This is a genomic window from Photobacterium sp. WH24 (assembly GCF_019204055.1).
Classification (GTDB): domain Bacteria; phylum Pseudomonadota; class Gammaproteobacteria; order Enterobacterales; family Vibrionaceae; genus Photobacterium; species Photobacterium arenosum.
Genome location: NZ_JAGSOZ010000008.1, coordinates 1 through 26,926, shown reverse-complemented (window position 1 = coordinate 26,926; position 26,926 = coordinate 1). Strand labels below are relative to the sequence as shown.

At 51.9% G+C, this 26,926-nt stretch carries 28 protein-coding genes; all 28 read left to right on the top strand.

Translation table 11 applies throughout. From position 1 onward, the window contains the following. The first annotated feature begins 15 nt into the window (after positions 1–15). Positions 16–1,569, top strand: coding sequence for a DUF935 domain-containing protein (locus tag KCG43_RS11260; protein WP_218384889.1), 1,554 nt, complete (start codon positions 16–18; stop codon positions 1,567–1,569). Next, on the top strand, positions 1,562–2,317 hold the full coding sequence (locus tag KCG43_RS11255) for a phage minor head protein (protein WP_218384886.1): 756 nt from the start codon (positions 1,562–1,564) through the stop codon (positions 2,315–2,317). The genes KCG43_RS11260 and KCG43_RS11255 overlap by 8 nt, the downstream gene beginning before the upstream one ends. 302 nt (positions 2,318–2,619) lie before the next feature. Continuing rightward, the gene (locus KCG43_RS11250) at positions 2,620–3,354 is read left to right on the top strand and encodes a type II toxin-antitoxin system death-on-curing family toxin (RefSeq protein WP_218384884.1); all 735 of its coding nucleotides are present in this window, start codon (positions 2,620–2,622) and stop codon (positions 3,352–3,354) included. Between the two features lie 92 nt (positions 3,355–3,446). After that, positions 3,447–4,406, top strand: a complete 960-nt coding sequence (locus tag KCG43_RS11245; RefSeq protein WP_218384882.1) for a phage protease — start codon at positions 3,447–3,449, stop codon at positions 4,404–4,406. Between the two features lie 6 nt (positions 4,407–4,412). Continuing rightward, complete coding sequence (locus KCG43_RS11240; RefSeq protein WP_218384879.1) at positions 4,413–5,300, top strand: Mu-like prophage major head subunit gpT family protein; 888 nt, start codon at positions 4,413–4,415, stop codon at positions 5,298–5,300. Between the two features lie 60 nt (positions 5,301–5,360). Beyond that, complete coding sequence (locus KCG43_RS11235; RefSeq protein ID WP_218384877.1) at positions 5,361–5,786, top strand: hypothetical protein; 426 nt, start codon at positions 5,361–5,363, stop codon at positions 5,784–5,786. Positions 5,787–5,789: 3 nt separating this feature from the next. Next, a complete protein-coding gene (locus tag KCG43_RS11230) occupies positions 5,790–6,230 on the top strand; it encodes a gp436 family protein (RefSeq protein WP_218384875.1) in 441 nt (146 codons plus the stop codon). Beyond that, the gene (locus tag KCG43_RS11225; RefSeq protein ID WP_218384873.1) at positions 6,230–6,769 is read left to right on the top strand and encodes a phage virion morphogenesis protein; all 540 of its coding nucleotides are present in this window, start codon (positions 6,230–6,232) and stop codon (positions 6,767–6,769) included. The genes KCG43_RS11230 and KCG43_RS11225 overlap by 1 nt, the downstream gene beginning before the upstream one ends. Then, a complete protein-coding gene (locus tag KCG43_RS11220) occupies positions 6,766–7,371 on the top strand; it encodes a hypothetical protein (RefSeq protein ID WP_218384870.1) in 606 nt (201 codons plus the stop codon). The genes KCG43_RS11225 and KCG43_RS11220 overlap by 4 nt, the downstream gene beginning before the upstream one ends. Beyond that, positions 7,368–7,556 carry a DUF2635 domain-containing protein gene (locus tag KCG43_RS11215; RefSeq protein ID WP_218384868.1) on the top strand — a complete coding sequence of 63 codons (189 nt, stop codon included), beginning with the start codon at positions 7,368–7,370 and terminating at the stop codon, positions 7,554–7,556. The genes KCG43_RS11220 and KCG43_RS11215 overlap by 4 nt, the downstream gene beginning before the upstream one ends. A 3-nt stretch (positions 7,557–7,559) precedes the next feature. Continuing rightward, positions 7,560–9,014, top strand: coding sequence for a phage tail sheath subtilisin-like domain-containing protein (locus KCG43_RS11210; protein WP_218384866.1), 1,455 nt, complete (start codon positions 7,560–7,562; stop codon positions 9,012–9,014). A 32-nt stretch (positions 9,015–9,046) separates the two neighbouring features. Next, positions 9,047–9,400 (top strand): phage tail tube protein, encoded by a 354-nt coding sequence (locus KCG43_RS11205; RefSeq protein WP_218384863.1) that lies wholly within the window; start codon positions 9,047–9,049, stop codon positions 9,398–9,400. A gap of 41 nt (positions 9,401–9,441) precedes the next feature. Continuing rightward, on the top strand, positions 9,442–9,834 hold the full coding sequence (locus KCG43_RS11200) for a phage tail assembly protein (protein ID WP_218384860.1): 393 nt from the start codon (positions 9,442–9,444) through the stop codon (positions 9,832–9,834). 110 nt (positions 9,835–9,944) lie between these two features. Beyond that, a complete protein-coding gene (locus tag KCG43_RS11195) occupies positions 9,945–11,825 on the top strand; it encodes a phage tail tape measure protein (RefSeq protein ID WP_218384857.1) in 1,881 nt (626 codons plus the stop codon). A gap of 10 nt (positions 11,826–11,835) precedes the next feature. After that, positions 11,836–13,059, top strand: a complete 1,224-nt coding sequence (locus KCG43_RS11190; RefSeq protein WP_218384853.1) for a DNA circularization protein — start codon at positions 11,836–11,838, stop codon at positions 13,057–13,059. After that, positions 13,052–14,104, top strand: a complete 1,053-nt coding sequence (locus KCG43_RS11185; protein ID WP_218384850.1) for a phage baseplate assembly protein — start codon at positions 13,052–13,054, stop codon at positions 14,102–14,104. Before KCG43_RS11190 ends, KCG43_RS11185 begins: the two co-directional genes overlap by 8 nt. Then, the gene (locus KCG43_RS11180) at positions 14,097–14,681 is read left to right on the top strand and encodes a phage baseplate assembly protein V (RefSeq protein WP_218384847.1); all 585 of its coding nucleotides are present in this window, start codon (positions 14,097–14,099) and stop codon (positions 14,679–14,681) included. The genes KCG43_RS11185 and KCG43_RS11180 overlap by 8 nt, the downstream gene beginning before the upstream one ends. Continuing rightward, positions 14,678–15,112, top strand: a complete 435-nt coding sequence (locus KCG43_RS11175; RefSeq protein WP_218384845.1) for a phage GP46 family protein — start codon at positions 14,678–14,680, stop codon at positions 15,110–15,112. Before KCG43_RS11180 ends, KCG43_RS11175 begins: the two co-directional genes overlap by 4 nt. Beyond that, complete coding sequence (locus KCG43_RS11170; protein ID WP_218384844.1) at positions 15,102–16,178, top strand: baseplate J/gp47 family protein; 1,077 nt, start codon at positions 15,102–15,104, stop codon at positions 16,176–16,178. The genes KCG43_RS11175 and KCG43_RS11170 overlap by 11 nt, the downstream gene beginning before the upstream one ends. After that, positions 16,169–16,771 carry a YmfQ family protein gene (locus KCG43_RS11165; protein ID WP_218384842.1) on the top strand — a complete coding sequence of 201 codons (603 nt, stop codon included), beginning with the start codon at positions 16,169–16,171 and terminating at the stop codon, positions 16,769–16,771. Before KCG43_RS11170 ends, KCG43_RS11165 begins: the two co-directional genes overlap by 10 nt. Then, the gene (locus KCG43_RS11160) at positions 16,771–18,150 is read left to right on the top strand and encodes a hypothetical protein (protein ID WP_218384840.1); all 1,380 of its coding nucleotides are present in this window, start codon (positions 16,771–16,773) and stop codon (positions 18,148–18,150) included. The genes KCG43_RS11165 and KCG43_RS11160 overlap by 1 nt, the downstream gene beginning before the upstream one ends. Next, positions 18,150–18,557, top strand: a complete 408-nt coding sequence (locus tag KCG43_RS11155) for a phage tail assembly chaperone (protein ID WP_218384839.1) — start codon at positions 18,150–18,152, stop codon at positions 18,555–18,557. Before KCG43_RS11160 ends, KCG43_RS11155 begins: the two co-directional genes overlap by 1 nt. Before the next feature lie 440 nt (positions 18,558–18,997). After that, a complete protein-coding gene (locus KCG43_RS11150) occupies positions 18,998–19,750 on the top strand; it encodes a dienelactone hydrolase family protein (RefSeq protein ID WP_218384838.1) in 753 nt (250 codons plus the stop codon). A gap of 78 nt (positions 19,751–19,828) precedes the next feature. Further along, positions 19,829–20,143: a YbjQ family protein gene (locus KCG43_RS11145; RefSeq protein ID WP_046221044.1), complete on the top strand. Its 315-nt coding sequence runs from the start codon at positions 19,829–19,831 to the stop codon at positions 20,141–20,143. Positions 20,144–20,269: 126 nt separating this feature from the next. Next, positions 20,270–21,676: a DNA-3-methyladenine glycosylase 2 family protein gene (locus KCG43_RS11140; RefSeq protein WP_218384837.1), complete on the top strand. Its 1,407-nt coding sequence runs from the start codon at positions 20,270–20,272 to the stop codon at positions 21,674–21,676. Continuing rightward, positions 21,673–22,164, top strand: coding sequence for a methylated-DNA--[protein]-cysteine S-methyltransferase (locus tag KCG43_RS11135; RefSeq protein WP_218384836.1), 492 nt, complete (start codon positions 21,673–21,675; stop codon positions 22,162–22,164). The genes KCG43_RS11140 and KCG43_RS11135 overlap by 4 nt, the downstream gene beginning before the upstream one ends. Positions 22,165–22,388: 224 nt before the next feature. Then, positions 22,389–25,994: a toxin VasX gene (locus tag KCG43_RS11130; RefSeq protein ID WP_218384835.1), complete on the top strand. Its 3,606-nt coding sequence runs from the start codon at positions 22,389–22,391 to the stop codon at positions 25,992–25,994. Positions 25,995–26,000: 6 nt separating this feature from the next. After that, entirely contained in the window at positions 26,001–26,888 is an 888-nt protein-coding gene (locus KCG43_RS11125) for a hypothetical protein (protein WP_218384834.1), read from the top strand. The last annotated feature ends 38 nt before the right edge of the window (positions 26,889–26,926 follow it).

Here is a 26,926-nt window from a genome sequence, read left to right as displayed (position 1 = left end):
GGACTGAAGTAGAACATGATCATCAATCCGAAAACCAACAAGCCCTTTTCAGCAGAAGAAAAGACCGCGCTGACCGAGCACCAGAGCAAGGCGTACACCACAGGGGTGCGCACGCCGTCGTCCAGTAAATCCATTGCTACCGGCTTAACGCCCAGCAAACTGGCCAGTACCCTCAAGAACGCGGCCAACGGTTCGGCGGAAGACTATTTTATTCTGGCTGAAGAGATGGAAGAGCGAGACCTGCATTACCGCAGTGTGCTTTCCACCCGCAAGCTGGCCGTCACCAGCATTGAACCCACGGTAGAAGCTGCCAGCGATGAGGCAAAAGACCTGGAGTTGGCGGAGGCTGTACGCCAGTTGCTGCGCCATCCGCAATTGCCGGAATGTATGTTTGATCTGCTGGACGGCCTGGGCAAAGGCATTGGCCTGGTTGAAATCCTCTGGCACACCGAGACCGTGCCCTGGTTGCCCCGCCAGTTCAAGTGGGTCGACCCGCGCTTTATCCGCCTGGACAAAGAGACGTTAAGCGAAGTGCGCCTGGTGACTGATGAAAACCAGACCGAAGGCGAACCGCTCAAGCCATGCGGCTACCTGTGCCACATGCCACGCATGAAATCCGGCCACTGGCTGCGGAACGGCCTGGCACGTCTGGTGGCCGTGATGTACATGCTGAAAAGCTACACAGTGCGAGACTGGTGGGCCTTCGCGGAAGTGTTCGGCATGCCAATTCGCGTCGGTAAGTACCACAACAATGCCAGTCCTGAAGACATCCGCACCCTGGTCAATGCCATTGCCACCATTGCCAGCGATGCTGGTGCTGCCATTCCTGAATCCATGCAAATCGACATGGTTGAAACCGCCAAGGGCAACGGCGGTGATACCCTGTTTGAGAACATGGCCGAATGGGCCGACCGTCAGATATCCAAAGCGGTTTTGGGCCAAACCATGACCACAGATGACGGCTCCAGCCAGTCTCAAGCGCAAGTACATAACGAGGTGCGCAAAGACATCATCAAGTGGGATGCCCGTCAGCTGGCCAACACGTTGAATGAGTTCCTGGTGAAACCCTTCATCGACATGAACTTCGGGGCGCAGGAGCAATACCCACGCATAGAGCTGAACCTGGAAGAAGCGGAAGACACCAAAGCCTGGGTGGAAGCGTTAACCCCTTTGATTGACCGTGGCCTGAAGGTGCAGGCATCGGATGTGCGCGATCGTTTGGGGCTAGGCGACCCGGACAAAGATGCGGAACTGCTTCACCCTGAAGGATTCTTTACTCCAGCAGCGCCCGCCCTGAATCATCAGTTGGCGATGAACCGTGCCTTGCGGGATATCGACACCGAGCAGGAAATCAACGAGCTGGTGAACAGCGGGTTAAACGACTGGCAGGCAGTCAGCGCGCCAATGCTGAATCCGGTGCTGGATCTGGTCCGCTCGGTCAATAGCTTTGAGGAATTCAGCGCCCGCTTGCCTGAGCTGACAAACCAAATGGACAGCCAGGCATTCATCGAACAGCTGACCCGGTTGTGCTGGCAGGCTCGCGCCCTGGGAGATGTGACCGATGGCTGATGAGATCATTCCCAAAGAAGCCCTGGCCTATCTGAAAGCCAAGGCGGTTAAACCGGGCTTCGACCACAGAGACATATGGCGGCAGGAACACAATGCCGCCTTCACCGTGGCCAAGATGTTAGAGCTGGACATATTGGCCGATGTGCAGGAAGCGCTGACGGTGGCTCTCGAGGAAGGCCAGACTTTCCAGCAGTTCGCCGAGAGCCTGAAACCTTACCTGGTTAAACGGGGTTGGTGGGGCGAGCAGCTAATGGAAGACCCTCTCACCAAAGAACAGAAGACTGTTCAGCTTGGCAGCGATGCCCGTTTAAAAACCATTTACCGTACCAACATGCGCACCGCCCGCGCCGCTGGCCAGTGGGAGCGCATTGAACGCAACCAGGCGACGCACCCCTTCCTGGTGTATGAACTGGGGCCAAGCCGCGAACACCGGCTGCAGCACATGAGCTGGCGGGGGATTATGCTGCCTGCTGATGACCCGTGGTGGGAAACCCACTTCCCGCCCAACGGCTGGGGCTGTAAATGCCGGGTGCGCCAGATCAGCCGCCGTGAAGCCGAACGCCTGCTGAAGCAGGGAGGCATTATCATTAAAGCCCCACCCATGAAATTCAAAGAATGGACCAACAAGCGGACGGGAGAAGTTGAACGGGTGCCGGATGGGATTGATCCGGGTTGGAACTACCGCCCCGGTGACAGGCAAAAGGCATTGGATGCCCAACTCGCGAAGAAATCCTCAGACGCGCTCTAAGCGCCTCTGAGGGATTAAGCAGTAGCGTTGGACTCCCGAACAGGGGTTAAACGCGCTACGAGCGATTTAAACGGGGTTTAAACGCAATCTGATATGAATAGAGTGACAATGGTAACGTTTCATAAGCTTAGAATTGGAGAAGCTGAGGTAATAATGTTTAATCAGCTCAGATGCTTGTGGTTAGATCTTAGCTTTGTTGGTTTCCCATCACAGGTGTAGTGGTATAACCGACAAAATTGCTCACAAACATTGATAGTCTATGTCTATACATTAAGTAATGTTCATCTATTATCGAGGCTGAAATGAAGATTGAGCAGATTAAATTTATACATGAATATTTGGTGGAGTATTTCCGGCATTCAGAAGATCCAGTGTCTCCTCCAGGGATCAAAAATGAAGAGCTTTTAGAATCGGCTGTTACTCGACCATTTATGAGTGCTGGTGGGAATGATGCCTATGTTGGGGTATTTAACAAAGCCGCAGCACTTTTCCATTCAGTTATTAATAACCATTGTTTTCATAATGGAAACAAACGTGCAGCTTTGCTTTCAAGCCTAGTTTACTTGGGTGACAACGGTTGGTGGATCACCATCCCAGAAGATGAAGAGTTATTTGAATTTACAAGAAAAGCCGCTGCTCATGAACTAGCACAAGACAGAAATGATGAATTGGGCATCATCGCTAACTACTTCCAGGTTAATACTCGCAGGCGACAAGCTGGAGAGCATCAACTTACACTCAGAGATCTCCGCGAGATATTGTACGGATTTGGCTATGAACTAAGTGATCGTGTTGATGGACGTACGATTGATATCACCAAGAATGGGATATTTGTTACCTCCATCCTGCAGAAAGGTTCAAAAGGCAAAGAAAATTATGACAAAAAATATATACGTAAATTAAGACGACAATTGAAGCTTACGCCTGAGTATGGTGTTGACAGCTACGAGTTTTACGGAAACAAGGGATTTTCGGACACATTGTCGAAATACATGAGAATGAGAGACAAGGTTATGCGCGAACTTGCAAAAATTTAAAGCAGTTAGATTGAACCAATCCTTCATGTGAATCTCACCCCCTAATCCATCCCCCTTAATCTGGCATCCAACGTTAACCGTGGATGCCAGACATGAGCCTCAAAAAATACCTCTCACTCTGCTTTGAAATTCCCAGCTTTGCTGACGGCGACCTGCCGCAATGGCTGAAACTGCTGCCTGCAGGCGAGATGACGGGCCATGATGGTCGTCGCTTCGTGAATGCTTTCCCTGAAACCGTGCTGCAGTTCTTCACTGCAGATGGCCGGGACATTGCGCTGGATATTGAACACGCGACCGAAATCAAAGGTCCGGCTGGCGAACCTGCACCGGCACAAGGCTGGTTCAATACCCTGGAAATCCGCAATGGAGAAATCTGGGGGAAAATCGATTTCAATGCAGACGGCAGCAAACTCATCTCCGGCAAAAACTACCGCTATATCAGCCCGGCGTTTTACCACGACGCCCACGGCAATATTTTGGGCATCTCCAGTGTGGGGCTGACCAACAAACCCAACCTTGATCTTCCGGCACTTAACCAGGAGCAAACCCTAATGAAACTCTCTGCTGCAATTGCGGCGGCGTTGTCGCTTAACGCTGAAACCGCCACCGATGTCGAGGCCGTCACGGCCATCGAGCAACTGAAGAACGACAAGCAACTGGCCCTGAACCGGGCGGCAAACCCGGACCTGGCCAAGTTCGTTCCGAAAGAAACCCACGATCTGGCACTGAACCGCGCCCAGACCGCCGAGCAGAAACTGGCCGACATTGCCGATGCGGAAATTAACGCCCTGGTCGATGGTGCCATCAAGGCAGGCAAAATCGCGCCAGCCAACAAAGATATGTACCTGGCAACCTGCCGCGCAGAAGGTGGCCGGGAGCAGTTCGAAGCCTTTATCAAAACCGCGCCGGTGATCGCCAGTACGGAATCCCGCCATGAAAAGAAACCGGGCGCAGATGGCAACAAACTCACCGACGGCGAACTGGCCATGTGCCGCAGCCTGGGCCTGACTCAGGAGCAGTACCTGGCCGCTAAACCCACTACTCAGGAGTAATCAGGCATGCCTGTATCTGCAGAACAACTACGTAATATGACCACGGGCCTGTCAGCGGCCTACCAAAAGGGGCTGGGAGCTGCCACCCCGCAATACACCAAGATTGCCACTGTGCTGCCTTCCAGCACCAGTGCCGAAGATTACGGCTTCCTGGGCAGCTGGCCGGAAATCAAAGAATGGATTGGTGACCGCCAGTTGGCCGCGCTGACCCAGCACGGGTACACCATCGTCAACAAGAAGTTTGAAGCGTCCATTAAAGTCGAAAAAGACAAGGTGGAGGACGATCAAATCGGCCAGTACGGCCTGATGGCAGAAACCATCGGCCAGGATACCGCGCTGTTTCCGGACAAGCTCACGTACAGCCTGCTGCCGCTGGGCTTCAGCACCGAATGCTATGACGGCCAGTATTTTTTTGACACTGACCACCCTATGGCCGCAGGCGTTGCAACGAATGTGATCGGCGACCCGGCAACGGATACCGGCGAACCCTGGTTCCTGCTCGACTGCTCCCGCCCGCTGAAACCAGTGGTGTTCCAGAACCGCCGGGCATTCGAGTTCAAGGCGCTGGATGACATGAACAGTGACCATGTGGTGCTGAAAGACGAGTTCATCTATGCGACGGATGGCCGCTGTAATGCCGGGTTCGGCTTCTGGCAGATGGCGATCGGTTCGAAAGCGCCGCTGACCGAAGAGAACATCAACAAGGCCCGTAAGCTGCTGCGTTCATTCCAGAAAGACAACGGCACGCCGCTCGGTTCAAAGGCCACCACCCTGGTTGTCGGCGGTGACAATGAAGCGGCTGCAGAAAAGCTGATCCTGACGGCTGAAATCAACGGCACCACCAACGTGCTGTACAAAAAATTTGAACTCATCGTCTCCGAGTTCGTGGCTTAACCGGCGTTTACGCCCTGTTTAAACGGGGCGTAAACCACTCTCAATCATCAGGAGAAGAAAGTGACCAATGCAATATCACAAAGCGCGGGAAAAGGCACCCAGAAAAACCCGGCTGTTACTGCGCCAGAAGCAACGAAAAACGGTGCAGCGGGGACTGCTGAAACTCCCCTTAAGGCGTCGAAACCGGATAGCCAGCCAGACACGTTGAAGCCGGATCTAACTGAAACAGCGAAAGACGTGATCGCCCTGGCTATCAAGGCCAAGCCTAAAGCCGGTTTCTGGCGTTGCGGGGTGTTTTGGCCAAACACTGAAGTCCATGCCTTTGCCGTCGATGACCCGGAGGATGCGCTGGCGGAAAACGACGGTGTTGGCCTCTTCATCGATGAAGCCACCTTTTTGCGTCTGCAGGCAGAGCCAAAGTTGATCGTCACCGAACTGGAAGCTACGGCAGAGCTGAAGCCCGACCAGGAACCCGATAAGGAGTAAGCCATGGCCGACACGCAGGTATACGCCACCAGGCAAGATTTGCTGGACCGGGATGCATCTTTCATGTGGACGGTAGCAGCGCAGGCCGATAACCCGGACGCGCTGAATGATGTCGCCATTGATGCTGCTCTGAGTGATGCCACGGAAGAGATCAATTCTTTCCTGACACGTTATCAGTTGCCGCTGTCGGTTGTGCCGCGTGTCGTCAATCGCGCCTGCATTTCGCTGGCCTTCTACTGGCTGGCCGACCGCGACAGCAGTGTGACCGAGCTGGTACAGAAACGCTATGACGATGCCATCACCACGCTGAAGGACATCCAGGCGGGGCGCCGTAATCTGGGCTTACCGGAAACTGATAAACCCGCTGAGACCGCCAGCGGTAAAGCAGAAGTCATTCAGGCTTATCGTTCGTCCATCCGAAACGGTATTGGAGACCTGCTGTAATGGGCATTTCAGTCGACATACAGGGCGCAGAGCTGCAGGGCATTCTCGCCCACATTCAAAAGCTCAATGACCCCGCGAGCCGTGAACGGTTGCTGGATCTCATCGGTGCGGAAGTGGAGTCCCAGACCCACCGCCGCATTCGGGATGAGAAAACCGCCCCGGACGGCAGTGCCTGGCCGGAATGGAGCGCAAGCTATGCCGCCACCCGCCATGGTAATCAATCGCTGCTGATGGGCGGCGGCGAGCTGGACGATTCCATCCAGTACCTGGTGCGAGGCAAGAAGGTACATGTGGGTTCGCCGCTTGCCTATGCCGCCGTGCACCAGGAAGGCTTTGACGGTGCGGTGAACATCTCGGCCCATAACCGGCTTATTCGCCAGGCATTCGGCAAAGCGCTGAAAAGCCCGGTGTGGCAGACGGTGAAACCCCATACCCGCCAGATGCAGACCCCGCAGCGCGAATACCTGGGCCTCTCGACCGAGAACCAGCACGACCTGCAGGCACTGATTGGTGATTTTTATGGAGATATTTTGCGATGAACCAGCGTCCTCAATTTGATCTGTCTGGCTCCACCGTCGGGGTGACGCAGGCCGTCATTGAAGCCCTGACGTCGTTTAAAGGGGCGGATATCGACATCGGCAAAGTCACCAACATCAGCCGCCATCAGGGCCGCTTTGCCTCACCGGCAGCGGTGAAATCTGAAGTGACCGGACAGGGTGCAATCCGGGTGACGGCGCTGCGGGTCGACAACGTGCGCAAAGAGGCAGGCAGCATCATCGGCACAGTGAGCCTGGTGGCATTTGTGATGACCAATGACCACTACGGCTATCACCGCGACATTCGGGCAGAAGTGATCGCCAGCCAGTTGGCCCTGACCATTGTCCGCAAAGACTGGCCGGGGGTGATGGGCCGCGTGGCCTATAAACAGGCCGACCGCATCACCAGCCAGAACCTGTGCACTGACGCCCTGGATGAGGTTGGCGTGGCGATCTGGTCGGTGAGCTGGCAGCAGGAATGCCGTTTGAATGTGCCGGTGGATATCAACTCGCTGGATGACTTCCTGACGCTGGGCCTGACCGCACATACCTCTGACCAGGAACAGGCTCCCGAACTGAACGCAGACATCAAGGTAAGACAATGAATCAGGTAATTCTCAAGCCCGCTGCAGCGGATGTGAAAGTACGTAAACCGGACGGCAGCCACCTGAACGAAGCAGGTGAAGCCGTCACCATCAACAGCTACTGGCGACGTCGCCTGTATGACGGCTCAGTGGTGGAAACCCAACCGGAACCGGCTAAGAAAGCGGCCAAACCACAGGAGCAGTAATTCATGGCCATCCCGAATGACATTCGCGTGCCCTTGTTTTATATGGAGTTCGATAACTCCAACGCCAACAAAGGCATTGCGACCCAGCAACATAAAATTTTGGCCTTCGGGCAGATGACAACCGGCACGGCCACAGCGCTGGAACAGTACCGCATCACCAACGATGACCAGGCCAAAGCCCTGTTCGGCGCTGATTCCATGCTGGCCGCGATGGTGCTCAAATTGCGCCAGAGCAATAACTATACCGAGCTGTGGGCCATGCCGGTGGCCGAACCGACAGGCGGTGCAGCAGCCACTGCCACTCTGACTGTCACCGGCTCTGCCGCGCAGGCGGGCACTCTGGCCCTGATGGTGGCCGGGCAACGGGTCCATGTGGGTGTCAGTCAGGGCGATGCGGCTGCAGCGGTTGCAACGTCGATTGCGTCTGCCATCAATGCAGTGGCTACGATGCCTGTGTCTGCCAGCGCCAATGCCGGGACCGTCACCCTGACTGCGAAATGGAAAGGGTTAACCGGCAACGACATTGATGTGCGTCTGAACTATTACGACACTGACCAGACACCGGCTGGACTGGCTGTCGTCTGTAACACCCTGAGCGGCGGTGCAGGCACGATTGACCCCACAGTTGTGATTGGGGCCATGGGTGATGAATGGTTCAATCATCTGGTGTGTCCGTACAACGACCAGGCATTTCTCGACGGGCTGCGCATTGAGCTGAACGACCGTTGGGGGCCGCTGCGGATGATGGAGGCGATTTGCTATACCGCTTATCGCGGCAACCATGCTGCCACCGGCACCTGGGGCGGCAACCGGAATGATCACCTCATCACCTGCATGGGCACCAACCTGGCACCTAACCCGACCTGGGAATGGGCGGCCGCTTATGCCGCGCAAGGAGCGTATCACCTGGCCATTGACCCGGCCCGACCGCTGCAGACACTGCCGCTGGTTGGTATTGTGCCGCCCGCTAAGCGTGACCGCTGGGACATGGTTGAGCGTAATTTACTGCTATGGGACGGTGTGGCCACCTACAACGTCGATGCCGGGAACCAGGTATTGATTGAACGGGAAATCAGCACCTATCAGACCAATGCGTTCGGCAGCCCGGACCCGTCTTACCTCGACATCACCACACCGGCGACCCTGGGTTATTTCCGCTTTGTTCATAAAGCGCATTTCACTCAGAAGTACCCGCGCCACAAGCTGGCAGATGATTCGGTGCTGGAGAACCTGGAGCCAGGACAACCGGTGATTACACCCAAGATTGCCCGCGTCGACATGCTGGATCTGTTTCTGCAGCTGCAGCAAAAAGGGTTGGTCGAGAACTTCGAGCAGTACGCAGCCGAGCTGGAGGTTTTCCGGGACAGCAGCAACGCCAACCGGCTGAATGTGGTGTGTTCCCCTGACCTGATTAATGGCCTGCGGGTGATGGCGCACCAGGTGCAGTTCTATCTCTAAGCCTTTTAATTTCAGACTAAAGGAAAACAAACATGGCGATTTTAGGTTTTGCCGTCATTCGCGGTAATGGCGTAGAGCTCAAAACAAAAGGCGGGGCCAAGCTGAATCCCGGCGGTTACAGCCGCACCTCCCACGGGGGTGGCGGCAAAGTCTGGGGTAACTCGAAGAAGTTCGAAGCCCCGGCGCTGGATTTCAAACTCGCGGCAGATGAAGACGTCGACATCATCGAACTGAACAACATGGAAGAGGTCACCATCACCTTTGAAGGGGATAACGGCCTGACTTACATGATCACCGGCGCTGCGCTGGAGAATCCCGCCGAACTGGACGAAGACAGCGGTGATATCTCAGGCCGCTGGATTGGCCGGGTCTGCAAGAAGATTTAACGAACGCCCCCTTTTAAACCCCATTTAAACAAGGTTGACCCATGGCAAAGATGGAATTCGAACTAGAACACGGTCTGCCCTTTGGTCGTGGCAAAGATGCTGAAATGCAATATGACGTGACGCTCAGGGAGCTGACCACCAAAGATGTCATCGATGCCCGCACTGCTGCAGAGAAAGTCATTTTCGTTCCTGATCCTGAAACTCATACAGAGAAGGCTATCACAGTTGTTTCTGAAGTGAATATGGGCCTGGAGTTGTTGCGCCGCCAGGTCGCCCGAATTGGAGATATTCAGGGACCACTGACCATGAAGCAGATTCATCAGTTGCATCTGGATGATTTCCAGCTTTTGAATCTAAACGCTGAAAAGCTGGATGCTGCCGTGGAGGTGGCTGCTAAACGGGGGCGATTGGAAAGGCCGGGCACAACAGATTGAAGACGTTGTGCTGGCGCTGGCCAACCGATATTCCACTCCGACTCACTACTTTCTGGATAAACCCCTGACCTGGTTATTCGATCACTTATTGTCATTAAAGGCGAGAAGGCATGAGCAGTCTAAACAGTGAAATTGTCATTAACCTCTCTGGTAATTTGATGAATAAAGCCCGGCAATATTCGGGTGCTATGAATGATTTTGCCCAAAGCAATAGCCGAATGGCACAGGGTTTTCGAATTGCTGCAACTGGAGTGAATCGCGGACTGGATGCAATGGAGAACCGCTATACCGCATTGGTTGCTACCGTTGCCGGTGGTGCTGTGGCTAATCGCTTGGTTGCGCTTGACCGCCGTTTATCCCGCCTATCCGTCGCTGCAGATATGACGAAAGAAGAAGTGACAGCACTGTATGAGGATATCGAAAGTGAGTCGGTCAAAGTCGGGTTTGATCCTTCTGAGACCTTAGCCGGTTTTGAAGTCATCATGGAGAAGATTGGTGATATCAAAATGGCAAAGGACAACATCGGGAATATCGCCATTATCGCTCAGGCCACGGGAGCAAATGGTGGCGATGTCGGCGCGGTACTGACCCAGTTAAAAACCTTGTCGGTTGAAACGCAGGCTGAGGTGATGGCGGCAATGGATACCCTGAATGTTCAGGGTAAAAGTGGCAGCTTCACCCTCAATGCTTTTGCAGCAAATGGTGAACGATTACTGGCTGCGTATGCGGCCACTGGCCGTAAAGGTGTTGCGGCGGTGCGTGAATTGGGTGCTGCTATGCAGGTGATTCGAAAAGGCGTTGGTTCAGATGACCAGGCTGTTACAGCCTATGAACGGCTAATGACAGAATTAACCGACCCGACCCGTACCGCTAAATTAAAACAGGCTGGTATTGAAGTTTTTGACCCGGAACAATTAAAAAACGGTATTGAAATATTACGCCCTCTGCCTGAATTAATGCAGGAAATCAGTGAAGCTGCGAATGGTAATAGTCGTCGCTGGAAGTTTTTTAATTTCGGAGATGAAGCCAAACGCGCATTTACCTCTTTAAATGCCGAATTAAAGAAATCTGGCGAAATAAATGGGTTCGATACTTTCGTTAATATTGTCGGTGATGGCAGCGTCACCATGGCGGATGCCAATAAAGTTGCACAAGACTATGCGGCCGGTATTGAGAAGATATCGACAGCCGTCAATAACCTGATGCGGCGTGAATTGGCCGATCCGTTCCAGGATATCGCCGATGCAGTGAATGGTTTGGACTCCGAAACATTAGACCGCTGGTTAACACTTGGAAAAAACATTGCCTATGTGGCCGGGACTTTATTGGTTGCCAGGAAAGCCTTAGGCGTTGCCCGCGATATTAAGGACGTGTTTGGTAAAAATAATAAAGGCGGGAAAAGTAGCAAAAACAGCGATACGGGAATCAATGACCTCTTTGGCGGGGTAACACCGGTATACGTGGTCAATATGCCTGGCAGTTTACCCGGAACCGGCTCTGGTGATGTAGTGCCTATCGGTGATGGGCGGAACAACAACCCAAGAACCCATTCCCCTCGTTCTTCCGGTCGTTGGCCTGGGCTAGGAAAAATCCTTTCAGGCGGTGCTTATGCTTACAGCATGGTTGAAGGTGCCGACTTTGCTGCTGATCTCCTTTATAACGGTTCAGGTGCCGGTGACTGGGTCAGAAATAATGTTTCCCCCCATACTCAAATTGAAGTCCCGGACACAATGCCTGCTGCGCCGTCATTTCAGGATGCCTGGAAAGAATTGACAGACTTTTTGTCTCATCGTGGCACCAATATTCAGGCTGAAGGTCATCCCGGATATTTAACGGGGTCATCTTCTCAAACGGGCAGCTCGTCTTACCCCGCCCAACTTCAGGGCAAAATTGACATCGAAGTACATGACGAGCGGGTCAAAGTACGCCGTGCAACCACCAATCAACCCATCCAGCTCGGCTATCAGAACGGCCTGAGCATGGCAGATTAAGGAGACTGTGATGGAACCCTGGTCTGACCGTCGGGATGCCTCCTTTCGTGGTGTGACTTTTCTGCTGGATACCTTGCGTGGCAAAACCGGACGCCGTGCCATAGCTCACGATTACCCGAAACGGGATATTGGCTGGGCGGAAGATAACGGCGGTGTGCTCAACAGCGAAACCATCAAAGCCAAGCTGGTTGGCCCGGATGCCGAGCAGCAGTTTGAACAGCTGTTAAACGCGCTGAACATGCCCGGCCCTGGTGAACTGGTACACCCGTACTGGGGGATTCGCCAGATCCAGATTGGTGAAGTGGATTACGAGTGGGACAACAACGAACGCGACTTATGCGTGCTGTCGTTCAAGGTGTTTGCCGCCACCGACAATCTGTTTCCTGCAGACAAACCGGATACCGCCAACCTGATGAGTGAACAGGCAAAGGCGGCGGCGGATGCCAATACGGCGTTCTTCACCGACCAGATGGGCGTACCGGACAGCAGCACTCTGCAAACATTAGGGCAGACACTGGACGGGATGCTGGCAGATTTAGACAGCCTGGTAAACGGCTTGCCCGGCTTGCCGGATGCCCTGGCTGATTGGGTCGACCGGCTGGATCATCTGAAGTGGTCGGTGTCTCGCCTGGTGGCTTATCCGGGCGAGCTGGCCAACGAGCTCACTAACCTGATTTTCGACATCAAAGACCTGGTCACCGAAATGCCGCTGGCCCTGAATGTGTACAGCCAGGTGGAATACAAGTGGCGTGGTTTGCGTGAGGAATTAAACCCGACACTCAGCAGCAACAGCAGTGCCAGCCAGAGAGAAAAGCAGACCGCACAGACGAAAGCCGCTATGTATGACATGGCCCAGACTGCCACCGTGACAGCCTCAGTTAACGCCTTGGCCGGTGGCACCCTGACCAGTGTCCAGCAGGCCGAAACCATTGGCCAATCGCTTTCGCATTCGCTGACCGATTACGCTGTGTTGGCTGTGGATGCGGGCAACCGTGCAGGCTGGCGCATTTTGCGGCAGCTGCGTATTACTGTGGCCGCAGATATCCGCGAACGCTCCCGCCAATTACCTCGCATGAAGCAGGTCACACCTGACAGACCGATGCCGGTTGCACTGCTGGCGTACCAGCACACCGGTAACGCAGCCAATCGGGATGATATCGTGAAGCGGAACCGACTCAGCCGCCCGGCCTTTGTGACGGATACGGTCGAGATTCTGGAGGAACGCAATGGATAAGGTCACGCTGAGTATTGGCAATCGCCGGTGGCAAGGCTGGCAAAGTGTGAATATCACCCGTTCCCTGGGCGCAGTCACCGGGGAATATCGTATCAGCCTGACCCAGAAATGGCGCGATGCCGAACGTTTACCCATCAAGGAAGGCATGGCGGCACAGGTCATGATTGGCAGCGAGGTACTGGCCACCGGCTATGTGGCTGAGCGTCTGCCCAGTTACGACGGTAAGTCTATCAACTACGAAATCACTTGCCGCGATAAAACCAAAGATCTGGTTGAGTCGTCCGTCCTGCATGCCTCCGGTGAATGGAAAGACATCAACCTGCAGGCGATGGCCAACGAAATTTGCGCCCCCTATGGCATTGGCGTGGTTGTGGAAACCGATATTGGCGCTGCATTTACAACCATCCGCCTGGAGCAAGGGGAAAGTGGTTTTGAGTTGCTGGAACGCCTGAGCCGCCAGCGTGGTGTGCTGCTGACCTCAGATGCAAACGGCAACCTGGTGCTGACCCGTGGCAGCAAGACCAAGCTGGCCACCCGCCTGGAGCTGGGTAAGAACATTCTCGCGGCCCGTGGCCGGTTCAGTGAAGATAGCCGATTCAATCAGTACATCGTCAAAGGTGTCGCGGACGCGCTCGACGGCTGGGAACCCAGCCAGGTCAGCGGTAATCAGGTCGTGATCAAAGATGACCTGGTGCAGCGATACCGCCCGAAAATCATTATCACTGAAGAAGTATTTACCGCTGAAGGTGCCAGCCGTCGGGGCCAGTGGCAACGCCAGCGCGCTATAGGTCAGTCGTTCAGCTCGGAAATTACTGTACAGGGCTGGCAGATGCCTGACGGGCAGCTATGGCCATTGAATCGTCGGGTCGATGTCGTCTGCCCAATCCAGGAACTGAATCACGAAATGCTCATCAGCACAGTGACTTTTATTGAAGATGATAATGGCCGCGTCACCGTACTGAATGTGGTGCCGCCAGAGGCCATGGATATTCCGCCAGAGAAGGCAAAACCGAAAGATGACACAGGATGGCTCAGTCTTGGTTAATCAACTTTTAAACCCGATTAAACGCCGTTTACAGCTGATGGTGGACAGAGCGGTATTACGCCTGATTAACGATGAAGCGAAGCGCCAGCGGTTGCAAATACAGACCCTGGCCGGGGAAACCGCCAGCGATGTGGAGCGTTGGCAGAACTATGGCCACACCAGCGTACCACCGGAAGGCTCAGAGGCCATCACCCTGGCATTGAACGGGAACCGCTCCAAGCTGGTTGTGATATGCGCTGAAGATAAAGCAGTGCGCCTGAAGGGACTGGAAGCTGGCGATTCCGCGCTGTATCACCTGGAAGGCCATTACCTCAAGCTGACCAAAGGCGGTGTCGCTGAGCTTATCGGTGATGAGCTGAATATCGTAGTGAAGCGGGTGAATATCACCGCTGAAGAGTCGGTTGATATAACCACCCCTAAAGCAAGCTTTTCAAGCGATGTTGAAATCGGAGGTAACTGCAATGTAATCGGAACAGTCACTGGTCAGCAAGGCGGCACCTTTGCTGGCGTGAAAGCGGAAAGCCATCAACACAAAGAAAACGGTAAAGACAACCTGACGGACCCACCGAAGAAATGATTGGATTAACCTGGCACCAGTACGGTGCGGATTACAGCATTGAGCATGGCCATCTCGCCAACGATGATGGCCTGAATACGTTGGTGTTCATGATGCTGATGACCGACGCCCGCGCCAAAGACAGCGATGAACTGCCACCACACGCTGACCGCAGAGGCTGGCCCGGTGACAGCTTTGCACAATCTCCGTGGGGATCTCGTTTATGGCTGCTGCGCCGTGAGAAGTTGACTAGCCAGGTCGTCCTGAAGGCGAAAGATTTTGCAACGGAAGCCCTGACCCCATTGCTTAAAGGGTACGTGAAAAGTTACCGCGTGGCAGTCAGTCGTCCCCGTCGTGGCTGGCTGCGTCTGGATATTCATCTCACCAAACCGGACAACAGCACCATCGACTATGGTATCAGCATGATGTGGGAGGCGACCTATGCCGTATAACGCCCCATCAATGGCAGAATCGATTCGCCAGCTGGAAGGTGACATTGCTCTGGAGCTGGGCCTGGAATCTGAATTGCCCTTCATCTGCAGTGAACGGGCCATTGCCTTTGCCGTCGGTGCCGCCAAGCGTGATATTCACGATCATATCGACTGGCTGGCAAAGCAGATTGTGCCCAGCTCAGAATCCGATGAACAGACAATCGTCGAGAAAGCCGCTTACGAAGGCGTGCCCCGCAAGCTGGCCAAGAAAGCGTCCGGGCCTGCCAGTATTCCCGCATCCGCTGCTGCGGTGATGCCATTAGATGCGGTGCTCAAATCTGATAGTGGTCAGCGGTATGTGGTCACGGAAGCGCAGCTGCCGGAAAACGGCGCGATCACCTTTATGGTGTTGGCAGAACAGGCTGGCAGCGCGGGCAACCTGGCTGCAGGTGAAGTGCTGACCCTGGTGAGTCCCGTGCCAGGCGTAGAAGCGAAAGCCACGGCAGGCGATATTTCAGGCGGGTCTGACTTAGAGCCGGTTTCCGAGTTGCTGGGGCGTCTTTATTTTCGTAAACAGAATCCGCCCATGGGGGGCGCTCTGCACGATTATATTGCCTGGGCCACGGAAGTCGGCGGTGTCACCCGTGCATGGTCATATGACATGTACCAGGGCGGTTCAACCGTTGGGCTGACGTTCGTGTGCGACGGCGAACCTGACATCATTCCAACCGACAATAAGATAACCGAAGTCGATACCTATATTTACCGTCACGCAGACCCGGCAACGGGTGAACTGGTTGGCCGTCCCGGTGGCATTGAACTCATCCTGTTTAAACTGCGTTTAAAGACGATTCAGTTATCCATTGACCTCACACCGGATACAGGCGAAACCCGTGCTGCAGTGGTAGCACAATTGAAAGGTCTGGAACGGGCCTATGCCAAGCCAGGCAGCACGATTTTATTGTCTCAGGTCCGCACGGCCATCGGCACAGCGCAGGGTGTCACGGATTATCAATGCACGCTCAATGCTGACATTACCAGCGCACAGGATGAACTGATCACATTCGGGGTGCCTGCATGGTTGTAAGCGCCCAATCTCGTGACGCCTGGCTGGATGTGCTGCAGCAACTGATGCCGCAGGGGATGGCCTGGTCAAGAGATAACGACGCGAACCAGACCAAACTGTTACGTGCGTTAGCCAAACACCTGGCTGAACTAGATACCAGTTGTGACAGCATGGCCCGCGAAATGCTGCCCAATCAAACTCAGACTTTACTGGAAGACTATGAGCAGTACCTGGGCTTGCCTGAGTGTGAAAACGCCAGTGAGACAATTACCGACCGCCGCCAAGCCGTAGTCATGAAAGACCGTCGCAAAGGCGGACTGGCCACCTGGCAGATTGAACAGTTGGCTGCAGACCTGGGCTTTGATGTCACCGTCGAAGAAATCTTTCCACACCATTGCCTGCGCGACTGTATGTATCCGCTGCACCCTGAGCGTTATCGCCATGTTTTAAGGGTGACGGTCCACAACCTGCCCAATGCCCGCATGACATGCCTGGATCACGTCTTAACACCACTGGTCAGCAATAACGCGGGCATTTTGGAATGTACCCTCAACCGCTACAAGCTGGCGGGTAAATACTACGAATTCATCTACGAACAACAGGAGGCGAATTAATGCATCCGTTACAGAACGGCTCACAAGTTGAAGTTAAACCCGCAGCAAAACCCAAAGTCGGTCCCGTCGGTTATTTCACCGAAGGCGGCGAAGGTACGGCACCAAGTTATCCAGGCGCAGACTGGTTCAATGCGGTTATTGAAGAGTTCAAAAGTGTTTACCAGGCCGCTGGACTGACGTTTGAGCCAAACAAGTTTGATCACCTGAAACGGGCGATTTCGGCGAATATTGCCGAACACAGCGACCCAGAGAAATCGCCTGACCCGCACAGTCAATATCTGAATGATAAAAGGTTGATGACGTATGGGTTGGGTGTTGGCCAAGGTACGGTAATTGGATTACCTGCAATTTCAGATGTAGATAATCTTGATCTTCCGACAAAATTTTATCGATTGGACCCAACAACACCTAATAATCCATTGAATGATTATGGAGTTTTGATTTATCTATCCCGAGGGTCTGGACGAAACATTTTTCAACTGGCTCTGGGTCATAAACCAGGTGAAGTACTCTGGCGGGGTGCTGAAAATGGTTCTCTTACCTCGTGGGAAAAGGGAATTAGCAACATCAATCTAATGGATTACGGCCTTGGTGTTGGAGAAGGAACAGGAAAGCAGTTACCAGTGATTTCGAATGTTAACGATTTTACTCTGCAAACAAAAACTTATCAGCTTCAGGCCAGTACGACCAACAACCCTCTTGGTGAGGCTGGGATATTGGTGTATATCTCAAGAGGAACAGGTAAGAATGTTTATCAAGTAGCAATAGGAACTACTTCTGGCCTCAAAAAAGAGCGCTATGTTAAAGATGGTATTGCCTCACCTTGGAGCACGCCTCTCTTCGAAGGAGCATTGGGTGTCGGTGGGCAAAGTCTTCATGTTGACACATATAACGACATTGCTAAATCAGGCTTCTACTACCTATTGGATGCATTGGAAGACTTTGAAGAGGCTCAAGGTTTCATCAACAGATACAGGAAGGACTCCAGTAATTACATTGATCTCTTCATCTCTTCATCAAGTGAAACTCAAGGTGTTTCACTCAAACGCGTTGAAAATGGTGTTTCACACGATCTGTTGAGGCTGTTTGATACTAAAAATTGCCAGTTGATACGAACGGAGAACACTCAGACGATGATTTACCCTAACGGAACCATGATTGTAGTTGGTAAATTACCAGCTCCGGCGGGTCATAGTAGCTATACGTTTGAACTAGCCTTTAAATCGCCACCTTTTGTTATGTTACAGGGGTTAGCGAGCCAAACGACCACTGAATATCAATACAATAACCAATGGCTAAATACAGTTTCATCGACAGGGTATACATTCACTAAAAGCAATAGCCAAACTCTGAATTTTATCGCGGTAGGTGAAATCTAATGCAAAGATATTTTTCCGTAACAAAAGGTTTTTTGGTCGAAGGAGTGAACATTCCCATTGGATATGAACCGTTGCAGGGTGAGATTAGCATTTCGGAATTGCAACACACAGAGTTTAGTGGTCTAGCTCCAAGTGGGAAACGTGTTGGTGTTTCAGAAGCCAGGCTGTCGTGGGTAGATTTAACACCTCCAGATCTGACTGAAGTTGAGATGAGTGTTCAAGTACGTGCGAAACGGGATGCACTAATTGATAGGGTCACGCGTGAAATTAACAGGCTAGAAGATGTGGGTGATGATGCATCACAATGGAGATCGTACCGTGTAAGTCTTCGAAATTTACCCGAGCAGGCAGGATTCCCAAGTAATGTGGATTGGCCAACTCAACCAGGAAGCTTTACTGGTAAGTAATTAGATTCTCCATTAACACCCGTTTATATACAGTTCCCTACACCGCCTCAAATGACAAAAATCGCCTTTTTTGAAAAATCCCCAGTTTTCATTTCAGGCGGTTTCGTTTTTCACGCACCGCGGCGCGCTACAGGATCGCTGAAGCCGATACTCTTTAGTACATTCTCCGGCAAAAAAAGATTCATAATTTTGACGTAAAAGGCATTTGCATTTTTTAAACGACTGTTTTGGAAAGAAGAAAAAAGTTTATCCACAAAAACAGTGGGTAACTTTGGGGATGACGGGTGCCGTAGTCGGCGATTATTTCATCGGTTGAGTAAGGGGATTGAGGGTAAGCGTAATATTGGCTTTTCCGGTTCTCTAAGTGTATCGATTAGCGGGTTTTTATACTTGTCCTACACTTGTAATCAGTCGTTTTTCAACAAGATGAGGATAGTCGCATGAAATTGACGGCAGTGCTGGGAACCGCAGCGATACTGGCAGGTGTACTGATGGCACCGGTTGCGGTTGCCGATGAAGGCAAAGCAGTGCGTTATAAAGTAGATGGCGCTGAGTACGAGGGTTACTACATTTCACCGGCCAAAGATGCGCCGCTGGTATTGATGATCCACGATTGGGATGGCCTGACCGATTATGAAGTCAAACGGGCGCAGATGCTGGCAGATAAAGGGTATGCGGTGTTCGCGGCTGACTTGTTTGGTGCCGGTGTTCGTCCGGAGAAAGTGGAAGACCGGAGGAAGCTGACCGGCGAGCTATATCAGAACCGCGATAAAATGCGCAGTCTGATGCAAGGGGCGATTGCACAAGCCAGGCAGATTGGCGGCAATACCGCCAATGCGGTGGCAATGGGATATTGTTTCGGTGGCGCCGCAGTATTAGAGCTGGCCCGCTCCGGGGCAGACATGAAAGGCTTTGTCAGTTTCCACGGTGGCCTCGATACACCGGAAGGCCAGAATTACAGCCAGACGAAAGGCAATGTACTGGTGTTCCATGGCGCGGCCGACACCTCGGTGACTATGGAGGATTTTGTCAATTTGAATAAAACGCTCGAAGGCGCAGGCATTGACAATGAGATGATAGTTTACAGCGGAGCACCTCATGCTTTCACTGTTTTCGGATCGGAACGTTACCGTGAAGACGCCGATAAAAAATCCTGGCAACGTTTTCTGGAATACCTGAGTGAACAGCGGTAACTTATTGCTCTTAAATTAATTTCTGTGAAATAACAATAATGGGGCAGAATGTTCTGCCCCGCCGATTGAGGGCTTTCTATGTTATGTGTAACAACACCGGATGTGGCACATCGCCCCATTAAAGAAGTACTGGGGACTGTCAGTGGCAGCGTAGTGCAATCCAAGCATGTCGGCCGCGATATTATGGCGGGCTTCAAATCCATTTTTGGTGGGGAAATCCGTGGTTATACTCAAATGCTGGTGGAAGCCCGTGAAGAAGCCATGCACAGAGCCATCGCTGAGGCTGAACATATGGGAGCGGATGCCATTGTGAATATGCGCTTTACAACCAGCACTATCATGCAAGGGGCATCTGAGATTCTGGTGTACGGCACAGCGGTCAGGCTGAGCTGATCTCGTTTTACCTTCCTATTGAGTTCCGATTCTGGCTAGTTTTGCCCGGCCAGAGGCGTACACTTAGCGCATGAATGAAGAGAGACGTGATTAGCAAAGTTACGTCTGTGCAAACAGGCTGAGTGTATGAGTTTATCGCCAACCCAGTGTCAGCAGGCCAGACTGGCCAAAGATCCCCGCTATGACGGGCTGTTTTTTACTGCGGTGAAAACCACCGGCATATACTGCCGTTCGGTATGCCCTGCGCCTGCACCGAAAGAAGAGAATGTGGAATACTACCGCACCGCTATAGAAGCGGCTCAGGCTGGCTACCGCCCTTGCCTGCGCTGCCGTCCGGACAGTGCTCCTGGTTCCCCGGCATGGCTGGGAACCGGGGCGACAGTGCAGCGTGCTTTGTCACTGCTGGATGAAGGGGCATTGATGTCTCAGTCCACCGAGCATCTTGCGGCTCGTCTGGGCGTGACCGACCGTTATCTGCGTCAGTTGGTGACTCAGGCCACTGGGCTTTCTCCCAAAGCTTACAGCCTGTATCAGCAATGCCTGATGGCAAAAAAACTCCTGCATGAAACCCGGTTGCCCGTCACAGAAGTGGCGTTTGCCAGTGGTTTTCACAGCGTGCGCCGGTTCAACGACTGTTTTCAGAAGCAGTTTTCGCTTTCACCTTCCCAATTGCGTAAACAGGGTAGAGCCGAACAAGGGGCGGGGCAGGGCATTCGTCTGCAACTGGCCTACCGGCCGCCTTACGACTGGCGACAGGTGCAGGGTTTTTATGCCGCCCGGCTTATTCCCGGGCTGGAGTGGCAAACAGAAAACAGCTACGGCCGCACTTTTTATTCGCGTACAGGTGATGCGACGAGACATTATCAGGGACACTTTACTGCAACTCACTGCCCTGAAAAATGCGGTTTCGATGTAGATCTTCAGATTGATAACCTCAGTGGGCTGATACCTGTGATCCGAAACATCCGTCGCTGCCTGGACCTGGACGCAGACAGTGAGCGTATCGCAAACGCGATTTGTCAGGCGACCCTGTCCATGCCTGCCTCACAACCGGATGCAGGAATACGCCTGCCCGGTATCTGGAGTCCGTTTGAAGCCGGTATGCGTGCGGTATTGGGGCAACAGGTATCGGTGAAAGCGGCGCGGAACCTGGTGGAAAAACTGGTCACGCTGAATCCGGACAGCGGCGAGGATCTCAAGTATTTCCCCACGCCAGCTCAGGTGCTTGAGATGGATTTACAACAACTTGGTATGCCACAGAAACGCAGGGAGACCCTGAAAAATCTGGCCGGTTTTGCCCAGACACACCCGCTCGGTATGGACGCCCCTGAGAAAGAAATGCTGGCGCTGCCCGGGATTGGCCCCTGGACGGTACATTACATGCGTATGCGGGGTCACAGCGACCCGGATATCTTTCTTTCAGGTGATTTAGGTGTGAAGAAAGCGCTGGCGGCACTGGATAATCCGGTTGATGAAACCGCCGCCGCACCCTGGCGCAGTTACCTCACTTTGTATTTATGGAGTTTGTTATGACCTCAACCACGACGCGCACTATCCAGCGATTCCGGCAACGGATTGATACCCCCATTGGCTGGCTGGCCGTGGTGGCCGATCATCAGGCCATCACGACCATTGAGTTCGACGCACAGCCCGCCCCTGATGATGTCAGTAACGCCGTCACCGAATTGGGTGTGCAGCAACTGAACGAGTATTTCGCCGGTCAGCGCAAGCACTTTGACTTACCTCTTTCCATGCCGGGCACCGCTTTTCAGCGCGAGGTCTGGCAGGCACTCACGGATGTGCCTTTTGGTGTCACCTGCTCTTATTCAGATGTTGCACTACAAATCGCCCGGCCTAAAGCCGTCCGGGCCGTGGGCGCCGCAAATGGCAAGAATCCAATCCCTATCGTGGTGCCTTGCCACCGGATTATCGGCCGCTCCGGCACCCTGACCGGCTATGCCGGCGGGTTGGATAAAAAACGCTGGCTGCTTGAGCATGAAGGATTAAGTATCAAGGCGTAATTTACAATGTAAATGGGGCGGTGCTCGCCCCTTATGTTGTTTTTACGCGGCTTTTTATTCAATGAACTGCATGTCTGGTTCAAAAAACGAGAAAATTTTCCAACTTCTTGGCAAGTTTGGTCTTGCCAATCCGGTAACATACTGATTTATAAAGCGCTGGTTATTGGCGCGAAAATTGCTGGAATCCCTGAATTAAACAGCATTAAATCAAGATGAGCGTCAGTATGGCAGATCCCATTTTTCCTTACCCACCCCGGCATTCCATGTTCTGGGATGACCACCAGTACACCTACGATGAAGCAAAAGCCTTGTATGAACAGGGAACAGTACCTCATTCACGTCCTGTGAATCTGGAAGCGAACGGCGGCCAGCCAAGGACCAAGCCACCGGAACGTTCTATGATGTGGCATGATGAACAACTGAAGCAGGAGCCACTCGAACCCAAAACGCCGGTGAAGAAACGTAAAAAGAAGCCGGTGACGTCTTGTCACCTGTTCCCGGTGCGCTACGCCCTGGATGAGAATGATGAAAACGAAAAACCTAAACATGGTCTGCCTGAAGGTTGGCGCGGCAAAGGTTTTTTCTTTGGTCAGGCAATTGCGCCTTATCACAACACCTTGCGCCAACTGCGTGATGGCTGGCTGTATGTCTATAACGAGACAGACAAAACACTGGATGAGTACGAGTTCAATGGTATCACCCTGACGAAATACGAGCAGGAGGCCTATGATTTTCGCGCATTGGATGAGATGGATGGTCCGACAGAACGTGGTCAGCCCGGCAGCAGCAAACCTTTTCTCACTTATAACAGCGATGCCTCCATCCGTATCGTCTGGAGCAAACAGCGTTGGTCCTGGCCAATGTTTTATCAGTTTGCGACCAGCCCGCTCGCCCGTTTTTATGCTCGTCATGTGCGGTGTTCAAGTTTAGCCAGTCATCCTGATGAGCATGTTGCGAGCCTGGATTTACTCGAGCAAGTTGCCGACATTGATCAGCAGGGCGGTGAAATCGAACGCTTTTCAGGCTTGGTACATACCAAAACACCGGAAGAAACCACGGTTGAAGTTGAAGACCCGGATCGTCAGGAAAAGATAACTGTTCAGTTAGAACATGAGATCAAACCCGTCGCTGAAGCAGGTGAAATAAAAAATCAAATGCCAGCCAATGAGGCCGCTTATATTGTGGCTATCAATGACCCCTTAAGCGATATTGCGGAAATGGGGTTTCGTTTTTCGCATGTGGTGGGTGAATGGCAAGACTGGTTTGAATATGAAGCCGCGCCCAAACAGCTGATGGACGCTGTAATGCAACTGACTGCAACAGACATTCCTCAGGATCTGGACATTCGCTATCCGTACCTGTTGGATGACATGCCGCGCAGTGAGCAGGTTGCCGTGTATCAGGAAATCAACGAACTCTTTGAATTAAGACGAATCCACGAAAATGATAAAGCGAACTCTTCGGGGATCACCGCAGGGGCTGGCTCGTTTGCCCGATTGTCGCAAGCCGAACAGGCATTTAGGAAAAAACACGGCAGCATCGCTTACAGAAAGTATTTCGAGGACTGGAATAAGCTGAGTAAAAACCGCCGGATGGTCGATCTTGAAAAGCTGTATGAAGACAATATTGCTTATCTTGAACAGGAAGAAAAACGCTACCCGGCAGTGGAAAGGCACAGAGACATCGCACTGAAAATGCTGCAAGTGTTCGGGAAAGACTTCATCAGAAAGGGCTTTGCCGACATTTATTCGGTCCCGGTACAGCTATATCTGGCAGACATTTATGCCAGTATTGAAACGCCGCTCGTCTTGTGTCCGATGACGGCGCCACAGCGTGAATGGCTAGCCAGAGAGTTTGAACAACCCACCACAATGATACCGCTGCGTTTCGCCGGATTCAGCAGCGAACTGTATGACACATATCATCTGTACCTCAGAAGCGGCGGGGACTTTTCACTGATCTCCAAAGATGAGTTAGCGTTAGAAGAAAGCGGTGCCACTCCGGGGAAAGATTTCACCGTCAGTTACGCCGCTTTCCAGGCTTTTATTCACGATCCCGGCGCGCAATCCCATAAGGTACTTGGCAAACTCGCCACACAGTTGAGCCAGATCCATGACAGTTTCACCCAAGTGATCAGTGCGCCACTAAAAGCGGGCGCGACGCAAACAGTCAGTGGTGTTGCGCATGGTATTACCGCTACGCTTTCTTTGGTGGGTGGAACCGCCTTTACCAAACGGGCACTTGAGACCGCCATGCTGGCTGAAAGCTTTGCCACTGACACAGACATTGAGGTTGACACAAAATACAGGAACAAACTGAATGACTGGCAGGATGAGCTGAGTAACATCAACAAAAAACTTCGGGCAACCGACAGAATCTATGCGGCAAAAGCCAATAAGCTCAATCAAGCTCACCATGTTCTGATGGCCAGACGGACAGGCCAGCCAATTGAAAGTATGACAGATGAAACTGACACTCTGTTAAAAGAGCGAATACAGCTGGCAAGGGAAAAAGAGGCCCATTTTGATAAAAAGCCAAACAGCGTTCAAATCAGAGCCAGGCACCTGAAAGACGAAGGCATCAGGGTTGTCACGGAAAACATCAACCAGGCGGCAAAGAAAGCCGGCTCTGTGGTGGCATCCAGCAGTGTGGATTTACTGGTGGTTATTGTCACACTAAACGACCTGCTGGATTATATGGACAGTCTGAAATCCAATAATGTCCTCACTTTTGATGAAACTCTGGGTGCTGTCCAGCGCATGTCAGCCACCGGAGCAAGTCTGGCCGCAGTATTCCAGGCTCCCGCATGGAGTGTGTTTGAGGTAACGGATAAAACAAAGAATCTGAGTTTAAAAAGATTGAAAGGCTTAGCGAAATCGCCCGATCCAACCCTAATGTCTACAGCTCAGGTGAAGGCGGGTATGCGGTTTGTAAATATCACAAGGTATGCGGCAACCTTTACGATTGTGGCTTCTGTAACAGATACTATTTTGGCCGTTAATGCTGCTTTGGCTAATAACGGCGAATTGAAAAAGTTATATGCTGCGAAAGGAGCGATTACTTTAACTCAATCAGTCGCTGGAGGTTGGCAACTTTTTAATGTTACGCTCTTACGGGGTGTTGTCCCATTGGCATTTAACCCTTGGGTGTTGGCTGGGATATTTCTTTCAAATTTTGTGGTGATGATAATCAATGGACTCATCAGTTATCATGAGAAGAATGATTACCAGCAATGGTTGTTTAATGGTGCCTGGGGCGTTGAAAAATCGCCCAAGTGGCTCACATTAACGACACCAGAAGCCAAGAGTCACGCATCCCTTCTGGCATTCAATGAGCTGAAACATATTCAGCTGCAGCCTGAGATTGAAGTCATCCCTCATCTTACTGAGGAATATCCGGAGACTGAAACCTATACCAACCGAAATTCAATCAGCCAGGTTTTGAAAGGCGTCTATCTGAACTTCTCCGTGCCGCCATATGCCGGGGGTAACACTCTCGGAGTGATGTTTGAAGAAAGAAGCAACTATCAATTCCTTGTCACTGAAAGTTTAGAAGGTGGGCTGTGGAAACAGGATGAATCAACCGGCCGGATGAGTTACCAGTGCTATCTGCCGCTGGATGAGAATCAGAGAGAGATGTCGCTTGTATTGGGCTATTGTAAGTCCATGCACAGTGATGAAAGTCAGAACACACAACTCTATCATTTTAGTTTCGGGGTTCGAAATGGACAACTGATCGCCAAAAAACTGACAAAAACAGAGCTGGAACAAAAATATAGTGGGTTATTGCCTGCTTTTACGCCAGACAATCGTATTTTTATAGAAGGTTAACAAGAAATGGAACAGGTTAGCAGGCCATTGACAAAAGCTAAGGTACCAACAGAAATGGAAGTTAAAGATCTATATGAAAAAATAAACTCGGATCCGGATAAAATTGAATGGGAAGTCATAGCCTTTCAGCAACCTTATCCGAGTCGGCGTAAATATTATGTGATGTTGATGACGTTAATATCTGTGCTGTTTTCATTTCTCATACTTTTGATTGCATTTGAATTTAATGTTATCGCTGCAATTACTGAACCATTTACTTGGCCGATGTATGGTATTGTGATTTTTGCAAGCCTCACCCTTGGAAAGATCACTTTATTTCCCAGGTTTCGTCATCACTACATCTTGAGCCGTTATGGTCTGATTACTGAAGATCATGTTCATTCATCAAAAACAGGCAACGCAATTCTAAGAAAGTTGCTGGCTGTTGCCGCTGTTGGCTCGCTGGCGGCGGTGTTTATTATTGGTCCGTCGGCGTTAGCGGGTTTTGCCGGGCTGGGCGTGACCTGGCTGGTATTGAGCGGAACGAATTTAGATAAGTATATGTTGTCACAGCGTATCAGTACCTATGATGATATCTTTTTTTTAAGAGAGCATGATGATTCTGATGAACCAAGGGATTTGTTTTTGTTATTTCATCGCTATACAAATTATAAAGAAGATGAGAATAATATTGAAATAGAAGATTATGATTTTTTTTCTACATCAATATATTGTCAACAAGGGGACAAAGATAAAATTATCTCTATGATTAATGGTTTCTATCCTTATGGTCAGATACCGAGTGATAAAAAAGATGTTTTTGATGAACTGTATGAATATGTGCCGCCTCAGGAGATTAAAGACATAGTCGCACAAACCTCACCACATCTTGATAATGCTGAGCAATGCAGTTAATTGAAGGATAGGGACTGAGTATGGATGCAGTTACCAGG